This is a genomic window from Rathayibacter tanaceti (assembly GCF_001634385.1).
Lineage (GTDB): Bacteria > Actinomycetota > Actinomycetes > Actinomycetales > Microbacteriaceae > Rathayibacter > Rathayibacter tanaceti.
This window is the reverse complement of sequence record NZ_LIIN01000117.1, coordinates 1-9001: the sequence shown is the minus strand read 5'-3', so window position 1 is coordinate 9001 and position 9001 is coordinate 1. Positions and strand designations below refer to the sequence as shown.

Genomic DNA, 9001 nt, shown 5'->3' with positions numbered 1-9001 from the left:
GAGCGCGCGCAGCGCCCCTCCGTGCCGGTGAACGCGGGCCAGCACGAGCGTGCTGACCTCCGCCAGCCCGAGGCTCGCGGCGAAGCGGCCCAGCGTGTCGGAGGCGGCACCGCGGTAGGCGCTCGTCGCCACGTCGGGATCGCCGAAGGCCACGACGGTGACGCCGCGCTCGGCCAGAGCGCGTAGCAGCACGAGGGTCGATCCGCTCGCCTCCTGAAGGTCGTCGACCACGACGAGGCGCAGCGCGTCGATCCGCTCGCCGCCCCTGCCCGAGCGGATCGCCTCGGCCGCGAAGGCAGCGAGCTCTGCGGAGTCGAGCCTGGTGCCGGCCAGGGGTGCCATCCAGTCGACGACCTCGCGCAGCTCGTCGAGCACGTCGGCGGCGGCGCACCACTCACCGCGGTCCGCGTCGACTCCGAGCGCGCGGATCGCCGCGGTGTCGAGCCCGTGCTCGGTGGCGCGCATCCCGAACTCGCGCAGCTCGGTGCGGAAGGTGCGCAGACGCCGCACCTCGGGGCTGAACTCGTCCGGCCAGCGCGGCCCGGTGCCCTCCTCGAGGTGGCCCTCGATCACCTCGGCGAGCAGGGCGTCCTGCTCGCCGCCGGTCAGGAGGGTGGGCCGCTCGAGTCGTTGCCCCTTCGCCGACGCGGTGACGGCCTCGAACGCGAGCGAGGTGGCCGTGCGCGCCAGCGGGCCCTGCGTCGGCACGCCCAGCCTCAGGGCGAGCACATCGCGCAGGCTCGTCGCGGTGGTGCGGCTCGCCGTCAGGACGAGGATCGACTCGGGCGCGTACCCGCGCTCGTGGACGCGTTCGGCGACCAGCTCGATCGCCGTGGTGGTCTTGCCGGTACCCGGTGCTCCGAGGACCGCGGCGCTGCGCCCGTCCGGCAGGGCGAGCACCGCACGCTGCGATGAGTCCGGCTCGATCCTCGACCCGGGCGCAGTGGCGGTCGACCTGGCGGCCGGCAGCTCGTCCGCGGGCAGCGAGGTCGCAGGAGCAGTCACACGCACACGCTAGCCACGACCACCGACACTCCCGTGCGCACCACCGGAGAGCATCGCGCCGCCCACTCCGCTCAGCGCGAAACCGGAGCCGGCGCGCCTGCCCGGTCCCGTATCCTGACACCCTCGTCCCCTCCCGAAAGGCACTGCTGGTGGAAATCCGTATTGGAATGGTCAACACCCCTCGCGAGCTCAACTTCGAGTCGTCGATGTCCGTGACCGAGGTCGAGAAGACGGTGACCACCGCTCTCGAGGCGGGCACCGCCGTCCTGCGTCTGCGCGATGAGAAGGGCAAGATCTACATCGTCCCGACCGACACCATCGCCTTCGTCGAGGTCGGCTCCGAGGAGTCGCGCCGCGTCGGCTTCGTCGCCTAGCCCGCCGGCCGCGGACACGTCGTGGAGCTCCTCTTCATCACCCTGTTCGGGGGCCTGATCGGCCTCGGCGCCCGCTACGCACTGCCGAACCGCCACCTGCACGGCTCGGTCCTCGTCCCCGCGCTCGGCGGTCTCGTGGCCGCAGCGGTGTGGGTGGCACTCACGTGGGCGGGGCTGCCGTGGGACGGCGGCCTGATCTGGGTGATCACTCTGGTGGTCGCGGCGATCGCGGTCGTGCTGATCGACCTGTCTCTCGGCCGCTCGCGCGCCCGCCACGACGAGGCGTCGCTCCAGGCGATGCTGTCCGGCCGCGTCGCACCGTGATCGTGCCGGGTGAGGCGCGGGAGTCGTCGGCTCCCCCGCCTCACCCGGCTCCGGGCTCGGACGTCGCAGTCCTCATCCCCGCGCCACAGAGATGCCGCGACGGCCCGCCGAGGGCCGATTCCCGCGCCGCGGAGAGCGATACCGACAGGTCGGCAGGCGCGATCGAGAGCGATCACGACGAGGGATCCGCGACATCGCGCCACGGATCTCGCACCGCTCGCGTGCACGCGCTATGCCCGACAAGAATCGGATAAGCATCACTCATACGGGGGGTACACGATGCTCTATCGACTCGGACGAACCGTCACCACGACCCGGCGTGCTGTGCTCCGCGCAGCGTCGGTCGGACTCGCCGGCGCCACCGCCCAGACGGTGCTGGCGCCCGCCGCGGAGGGCGGAGAAGCGCAGCCCGGGGCCAACGCACCGGTGAGCCGGGCCGTGCCCGTCCGCTCCTCCGCTGCATCGTTGACGGGATCCCGGGTCCCGCAGTCCATCGCGCTCTACACACCGATCTGGTCCGACGCCGACGCCGTCTACGTCGCCGACTCGATCCCTGAGGGGCAGTGGTGGACGATCCAGAACCGCCACCCCCTCGCCCGCTCCGGCGTCTGGCGCTTCCCCAAGAACGGGGCCGCTGCGACATTCACCGAGCTCACGACCGGCAGCGGAGTGGAGTTCGACGGCACCAACCCCGGGCACCGCGGGGCCAGCGTCACGGTCACCGACTCCGGACGCGTGCTGGTGCAGCCGCCCCTCCACAAGCTGGTGTCCCGGGGAGGAACGGGTTGGCGCAACGCGCCGCTCTCGGTGGCTGCCTCCCGTGCGCCGCACGACCTCGCCTCCTTCTCCCCGGTCCCGGCGCCGTCGGGCGCGCGCACCGGAGTCTCGTACTCGCGCTTCTTCCGCGACCCGGCGAGCCGGATCACCTACCTGCTGATCCGCGGCTCCGACTACCAGGCCCTCCTCTTCACCTGGGACGACACCGCGGGCATGCTCCGCCCCCTCCACCGCGAGGACACCCGGTACGACGCGTCGCAGCCCGACGGCTACGGCGTCCGGGACGGGCTGAACCTCCATCCGCTGACGGGCCTGCGAACCGGAGCGTACGGGCACGAACTCGCCTTCCACCGTCCCGCAGGAGCGACGACGAGCACTCTGTGGTGCGCGGCGGAGTTCCGGGTCAACTCCGATCTCGATCAGTCCGGCTTCCCGCGCCGAGACATCGCCCTGGCGCGCAGCGACGACGGCGGCCGCACCTGGAAGGACCCGCGCACCGGAGTGACCGCGGCGCAGCTCTTCCGGCCCGCGATCCCGGCTGCGGCGAACTCCAACCTCCTCATCGTCTTCGACGGGCCGACCGCCACGACCGGCGTCTCTGATGACGCCCGCCATGACAGCGTCGGCGCCCGGATCGGAGTGGCCACCGGCGGAAATGTCGTGGTCGTCGCCGCCTGGGCGCGGCGCCCGGCCGACTCCCGCGACACCGGCGTCGCCCTCGGCACCCCCCTACCGACCGACTACCGTTCGCTCTGGGCCGCGGTGTGGGATCCGAGCACGAAGACGCTCGAACGCACCTGCCTGCACAACCCGGGATCCCGGCTCGCCGACGGCACCTGGATCTCGAACCACCACGTCGGGCTGCCCACGCTCGCCTACTCTCAGTCGGGAACGGTCGTGGTCGTCGCATCGACCCACGACGACCACGAGCACTGGCCGGGCCGGGAGAACTGGGGCCTGGTGTCCGAGGACGGCCAGCAGACCGCCTTCCCCTCTGATGCGCGGCTGCATGTCTACTCGAGCACCGACGGGCGGAACTGGACCGATTCCGCGGTCACCACCGCCTCCGGCTCCACCCTGGACACGTCCGGCACCTCGGGCGCCGCGATCGACCCCGAGTGCCTCGACCGCGACGGGCTGCTGCGGATCTACCCCGTGTTCCCGAACGACCCGTCGCGCGCCGACTTCTGGGAGCTGCCCGTTCCCGGCCGCTCGTTCACCACGGTGTCCAAGCGGCTCGACCGGCCCGCGGTCGTCGCCCGGCCCCTCGCCGGGGGCATCTCGGTCACGTGGAGCCCTCCTCCGTCGGACGCCGGCTCGACGATCTCGCAGTACGTCGTGCATTACAGCAACGGCACGAGCGCGAACAGCGCATCGCCCGCGTTGGCGGTCGTCGCGGGCACGTCGCGCGGCCTCGTCGACAGGAGCGCGCCGACGGGGAGCCCCCGCAGCTACGTCGTCTTCGCGCGGAACTCCGCGGGGATGTCGCTCGCCTCCAACACCGTCACCGCGACCCGCGGCGCGGTCACGGAGGTCCGGCCTCCGGACGTCCCGCCGGCCTACTGGTACCGCGCGAGCGATCTCGCGCTCGGTGAGGGAGATCGCATCGCCTCGGCCCCCGCCGCGCCGGGGGCGACGACGCGCACAGCCGCGGTCCAGTCCGTCGTCACCCGGCAACCGCGGTTCCTGGCCGACGGCCCGGGAGGCATGCCCGCGATGCGGTTCGACCGAGGCGACGCGAGCCAGCTGCTCCTCCCGGTCCCACTCCGGTTCGCGGGAGTCTCGACGGTCCTGATCGTCGCCCGGGTGCGCGACTACGACTGGTCGCAGCTGCTGGCGGCGACCGACGCGAGCGGAGTCGTGGTGCCTCGCGCTCCCTCCGCCCGGACGAGCTATGTCGGGCACGAGACGCGCTCGGCCGGCACTGCGGCGGACGGTACCCAGGCTTGAGCGTCCCTGACACCAGGCTCGAGATCTCGCACAGGGTCGAGACGTCCGCCGGGATCGGGGCCTGGAAGGTCTACGTCTCCCAGTGGCGGGTCGATCCGTGGTCGAAGCTGCGGGTCAGTGGGCAGATCAACCGCTGCGGCGGATCGCAGATCGAGCTCCCGGCGACGGCCGGCGCGATCCTCACCGGGTCGGACGAGCCCGCAACGGCGCAGATGGCGATCGGCAGCGCCCGCTCGCGTACCGGCAGCGTGCTCACCAGTGCGGTCGACATCGCCGAGATCATGCGCTTCGACGGCGCGATGCCGCGCGAGCGGATCCAGGACACCGTCCTCTACCTGTTGGCCCGGCACCGCCTGCCGTCCACCAACGTCGTCGAGTCCGAGCTGCGCCGGCGCTGGGATCGGAGCACGCCGCCGGACTGCTTCGACGTCGTGCGCACCGAAGCGGCGATGTCCGCCGGATCCACAGCGGGAGCGCTCCAGCACGACTCCTGCACGCGCCTGCTCCCGACGGGCACCTACCGGCCGTCCTGATCCCTGGGCGCTGCTGGTCAGGCCGTCAGGCCGAGCGCGTCCATCCGCCGCGTGTGCGAGGCGATCAGCTCGGTGAACACCGGCTCGATGCGCGACTCGTCGGAGTCGTGGTTGCCCGACCCCATCAGTGCCGAGCGGGCGACGAGGAGGGTGTCGCCGACCAGGCGGCGGCCCCAGACCGCGAGCCGCGAGCCGAGGCGCTCGTCGGCCCCGATCTCGCGACGCAGGATCGCGACCACTCCCTCGACACCGGTGTCGGCCCCGAGGGTCTGCGCGATCCGCGGGCCGACATCGCTCGGCAGACCGCCCGTGAGGCGGATGAAGAAGTCGTCGAGCAGTCCGGCGGTGATGTAGGCCGAGAGCAGGGTCTCGTGCAGATCCGCACCGCGGGTGAGACGCTCGAAGGTGTCGATCGCCGGCCGGAACGGCGCCATCGCCTCGCCCGGCTCCACCTCTCGTCGGCGCAGCTCAGCGACCACCGCGTGGTGCTTGGCGAGCGCCGTTCCTGCGGCGGAGGAGATCGCCTCCTTGTCGGCGAGGTCCTCGGACTCGGCGACGGCGCGGGCCAGCGCCTCGAAGACCGCGAGCTGGAGATACGCCACCTGGCCGAGGTACGGCAGCACCTCGGGGGTGAGGTCGGCGAGGTCGACGCGGTCGCGCTTGAGCGAGGGCTCGCCGCGGGGCGTCAGGCGGGGGACGTCGAGCAGGGGACGTCGACGTCGGAACCAGGCAGCCATTTCTTCAGCATAGGGCGACGGGCGAGGCCGCCTCCCGGGCCGACGCGGGCGGGAGCAGTAGACTCGCCGGGACGTCACCGGCGCTGGATCGGTGACCCTGCGCCCGGAGTCGTAACAGGGGCGTAGACCGTTCGACACGACAGGCGCTTCACTCCCGTGACTTTCTCCGATCTGACCATCGACGACGACATCGTCGCCGCTCTCGCCGCCAAGGGCATCCTCGAGCCGTTCCCCATCCAGGAGCAGACCATCCCGCTGGCCCTGCAGAAGCAGGACATCATCGGCCAGGCGAAGACCGGCACCGGCAAGACCTTCGGCTTCGGCCTCCCCCTCATCCAGGCCCTCGGCACCGATCCGGAACCGGGCGTCAAGGCGCTCATCGTCGTCCCGACCCGCGAGCTCGCGGTCCAGGTGACCGAGGACATCGAGCTCGCCGCCTCGAACCGGCCGACCAAGATCGTCTCGATCTACGGCGGCAAGGCCTACGAGGGCCAGATCGAGCAGCTGAAGGCGGGGGCACAGATCGTCGTCGGCACGCCCGGCCGGCTTCTCGACCTCGCCGGCCAGCGCCTGCTCTCGCTCGCGAACGTGCAGGTGATGGTCCTCGACGAGGCCGACAAGATGCTCGACCTCGGCTTCCTCTCGGACATCGAGAAGCTGTTCGCGCAGACGCCCGCCACCCGACACACCATGCTCTTCTCGGCGACGATGCCGGGGGCGATCGTCGCCCTCGCGCGCCGGTTCATGAACAAGCCGATCCACATCCGCGCGACCGACCCCGACGAGGGCATCACGCAGGCCAACATCAAGCACATCGTCTACAGGGCGCACTCGCTCGACAAGGACGAGGTCATCGCTCGCATCCTGCAGTCGGAGGGTCGCGGCAAGACGGTCATCTTCACCCGCACCAAGCGCGCGGCCGCCCGCATCGTCGAGGAGCTGAACGACCGCGGCTTCAACGCGGCGGCCGTGCACGGCGACCTGAACCAGGAGCAGCGCGAGCGCGCGATGGCAGCGTTCAAGGCCGGCAAGAAGGACATCCTCATCGCGACCGACGTCGCAGCGCGCGGCATCGACGTCAACGACGTCACCCACGTCATCAACCACACCATCCCGGACGACGACCAGACCTACCTGCACCGCGTCGGCCGCACCGGGCGTGCGGGCAAGACGGGCATCGCCGTGACGTTCGTCGACTGGGAGGATCTGCACAAGTGGGCCCTGATCAACCGCGCCCTCGAGTTCGGCCAGCCGGATCCGGTCGAGACCTACTCCTCCTCACCGCACCTCTACACCGACCTCGACATCCCCGCGGGCACGAAGGGCCGACTGAAGCCGACTCCGATCCCCGCGGAGGCGAAGGCCGACGCCCGCCCCGAGCGCGGTGACCGCCAGCGCGAGCCTCGCCGCCGCACCCGTGGAGACTCCGCCGAGGCTGCGGCCCCGCAGACCGGGCCCGCGCCCTCGAGCGAGAGCAGGGAGCACCACGACGGCAACAGCGAGCCTCGCCGCCGCACCCGCTCGCGGCGCCGCGCCCCGCGCCCGGACACGCAGGTCTGAGCCGCCTCGCGGCTGCGACGTCAGCGGGCGGAGGAGCGGATGGCGTCCACTGTCGCGCGCGACGTCGTGTTCTCGCCGAGCCGGTTCGGCTTGCCCGTGCCGTGGTAGTCGCTCGAGCCGGTGGTGACGAGGGAGTAGCGGGCAGCCAGCTCGCGCAGACGGATCTTGCCGCCGGCGGTGTTCTCTCGGTGCTCGACCTCGAGCCCGAACAGGCCGGCCTCGACGAGCTGCGGGAGGATCGGCTCCACGGCGATCCCGCGCGTGCTGGCGGCGGGATGCGCGATCACCGGGACCCCGCCCGCGGCGCGTACGAGCCGCACCGCGTCGATGGGATCGGGCGCGTAGTGCGGCCGGTAGTAGCCGCCGCGCCAGTCGAGGATCCCCGCGAAGGCGGCGGAGCGGTCGGTCGCCAGCCCCCGCGCCACGAGAGCGTCGGCGATGTGCGGCCGGCCGATGGTCGTCCCCGGGCTGGTCTGCGCGAGCACGTCCGCCCAGGTGAGGTCGTAGTCGGCCGCGATGGCGGTCACGATCGCCTCCGCCCGGTGGGCGCGCGCCGAGCGGATCCGCGCGGTCTCGGCGAGGAGCCCCGGATCGTCCGGATCGACGAGGTAGGCGAGCACGTGCACGCTCATCCAACCGACGCGCGACGACAGCTCCATGCCGGGGAGCAGGTCGATGCCCGCATCGACGGCGGCAGCGAGCGCCTTCGTCCAGCCCCCCGTCGTGTCGTGGTCGGTGAGCGCCACTCCGGCGAGGCCCGCCTGGGCGGCGGCTCGCACGAGGACTTCGGGCGCCTCGGTGCCGTCGGAGACGACGGAGTGGGTGTGGAGGTCGTACGCGCCTCCGTCGACATGCATGCGCCCCATCGTAGACGCGCCGCCCGCATCCCCTCCGATGCCCTAGCCTGAGCCGGGATGGGGACGAGACTGGTGAAAGCCGCTGTGGCGGTCGTAGCGGCGATCGCGCTGCTGGTGGTGGCCGCTCCGGCCTTCTTCGGCGTCGCGAGGGAGGCGCCGTTCGCTCAGCTCGTGCCGTTCCGGCTGGCGACCGGGCTGGCCGCGGTCGGCGCCGCTGCCGTGCTGGTCGTGATCGCCGTCCTGGTCGCACCGATCCGCCGCCTCTCGCTCGCACTGGCGGCGCTGGGAGTCGTCTTCGCGCTGATCCTCACCGGCGTGCAGGGGGTGCGCGGCTACGAGTCCGCTCCTGCGCGCGCGCACCGGTTGGCCGATGTCCGTGTCGCGAGCTGGAACATCCTTCACGACGGCGTGCCCGCCGAGACGATCACCGCGCTCGCGCAGGAGAACGCCGTCGATGCCGTGGCGCTGCTCGAAGTGTCGACCTCCCGTGCGCAGGAGGTGGTGGACGCCCTCGCCGCCGCCGGCCGTCAGATGACGCTGCACTACGCGGGCCAGGGCGGTGACGACGGCACGGCGCTGCTGCTCTCGCCGTCGCTCGGCGGCTACAGCGTCGACACCGCGAGTCTCGTCACGGGCGTCACCCCCTCCCTCGTGGTGCGTCCGGACACGCCCGACCGACCAGTCCTCGCCGCCGTTCACACGATGGCCCCGGTCCCCGGGCGCCTCGCCGAGTGGCGGAACGACCTGACCGCCCTGTCCGGCCTCTGCGCCGCGGAGGAGGACGTGGTCGTGATGGGCGACCTCAACTCCACCGCCGACCACTGGGCCGGGCTGCCGGGCTCGGCGGCACTCGGCGGTTGCGAGGATGCGGCGGAGCGCGCGGG

Annotated in this window: 9 protein-coding genes; 6 read left to right on the top strand and 3 right to left on the bottom strand. The window is 72.2% G+C overall.

The features are described 5' to 3' along the window. On the bottom strand, window positions 1–1005 hold a 1005-nt coding region (locus ACH61_RS12430; RefSeq protein ID WP_161489664.1), incomplete at its 3' end, for a UvrD-helicase domain-containing protein. 149 nt (window positions 1006–1154) lie between these two features. Between ACH61_RS12430 and ACH61_RS12425 the strand changes: the two genes are divergently transcribed. The 4 genes from ACH61_RS12425 (at window position 1155) to ACH61_RS12410 (ending at window position 4963) form a co-directional block, all read left to right on the top strand. Then, entirely contained in the window at window positions 1155–1379 is a 225-nt protein-coding gene (locus ACH61_RS12425; protein WP_068212463.1) for a DUF3107 domain-containing protein, read from the top strand. Window positions 1380–1400: 21 nt separating this feature from the next. Beyond that, a complete protein-coding gene (locus tag ACH61_RS12420) occupies window positions 1401–1703 on the top strand; it encodes a hypothetical protein (RefSeq protein ID WP_068212462.1) in 303 nt (100 codons plus the stop codon). A 279-nt stretch (window positions 1704–1982) separates the two neighbouring features. Then, window positions 1983–4430 (top strand): sialidase family protein, encoded by a 2448-nt coding sequence (locus tag ACH61_RS12415; RefSeq protein ID WP_068212461.1) that lies wholly within the window; start codon window positions 1983–1985, stop codon window positions 4428–4430. Next, window positions 4427–4963 carry a hypothetical protein gene (locus tag ACH61_RS12410; RefSeq protein ID WP_068212460.1) on the top strand — a complete coding sequence of 179 codons (537 nt, stop codon included), beginning with the start codon at window positions 4427–4429 and terminating at the stop codon, window positions 4961–4963. The genes ACH61_RS12415 and ACH61_RS12410 overlap by 4 nt, the downstream gene beginning before the upstream one ends. Before the next feature lie 17 nt (window positions 4964–4980). Here ACH61_RS12410 and ACH61_RS12405 read toward each other — a convergent pair whose 3' ends face one another. After that, window positions 4981–5700 carry a ferritin-like fold-containing protein gene (locus tag ACH61_RS12405; protein WP_068212458.1) on the bottom strand — a complete coding sequence of 240 codons (720 nt, stop codon included), beginning with the start codon at window positions 5698–5700 and terminating at the stop codon, window positions 4981–4983. A gap of 156 nt (window positions 5701–5856) precedes the next feature. Between ACH61_RS12405 and ACH61_RS12400 the strand changes: the two genes are divergently transcribed. Beyond that, window positions 5857–7260, top strand: a complete 1404-nt coding sequence (locus ACH61_RS12400; protein ID WP_068212457.1) for a DEAD/DEAH box helicase — start codon at window positions 5857–5859, stop codon at window positions 7258–7260. Between the two features lie 20 nt (window positions 7261–7280). Here ACH61_RS12400 and ACH61_RS12395 read toward each other — a convergent pair whose 3' ends face one another. Then, entirely contained in the window at window positions 7281–8117 is an 837-nt protein-coding gene (locus ACH61_RS12395; RefSeq protein ID WP_082845244.1) for a PHP domain-containing protein, read from the bottom strand. Between the two features lie 57 nt (window positions 8118–8174). On the opposite strand from ACH61_RS12395, the gene ACH61_RS12390 reads away from it, so the two are divergent. Further along, on the top strand, window positions 8175–9001 hold an 827-nt coding region (locus ACH61_RS12390; RefSeq protein WP_153038861.1), incomplete at its 3' end, for an endonuclease/exonuclease/phosphatase family protein.

Coding starts and splice junctions, on each gene's coding strand:
- ACH61_RS12395 (WP_082845244.1), bottom strand. CDS start 8,117: ATGCATGTCGACGGAGGCGCGTACGACCTCCACACCCACTCCGTCGTC.
- ACH61_RS12405 (WP_068212458.1), bottom strand. CDS start 5,700: ATGGCTGCCTGGTTCCGACGTCGACGTCCCCTGCTCGACGTCCCCCGC.
- ACH61_RS12415 (WP_068212461.1), top strand. CDS start 1,983: ATGCTCTATCGACTCGGACGAACCGTCACCACGACCCGGCGTGCTGTG.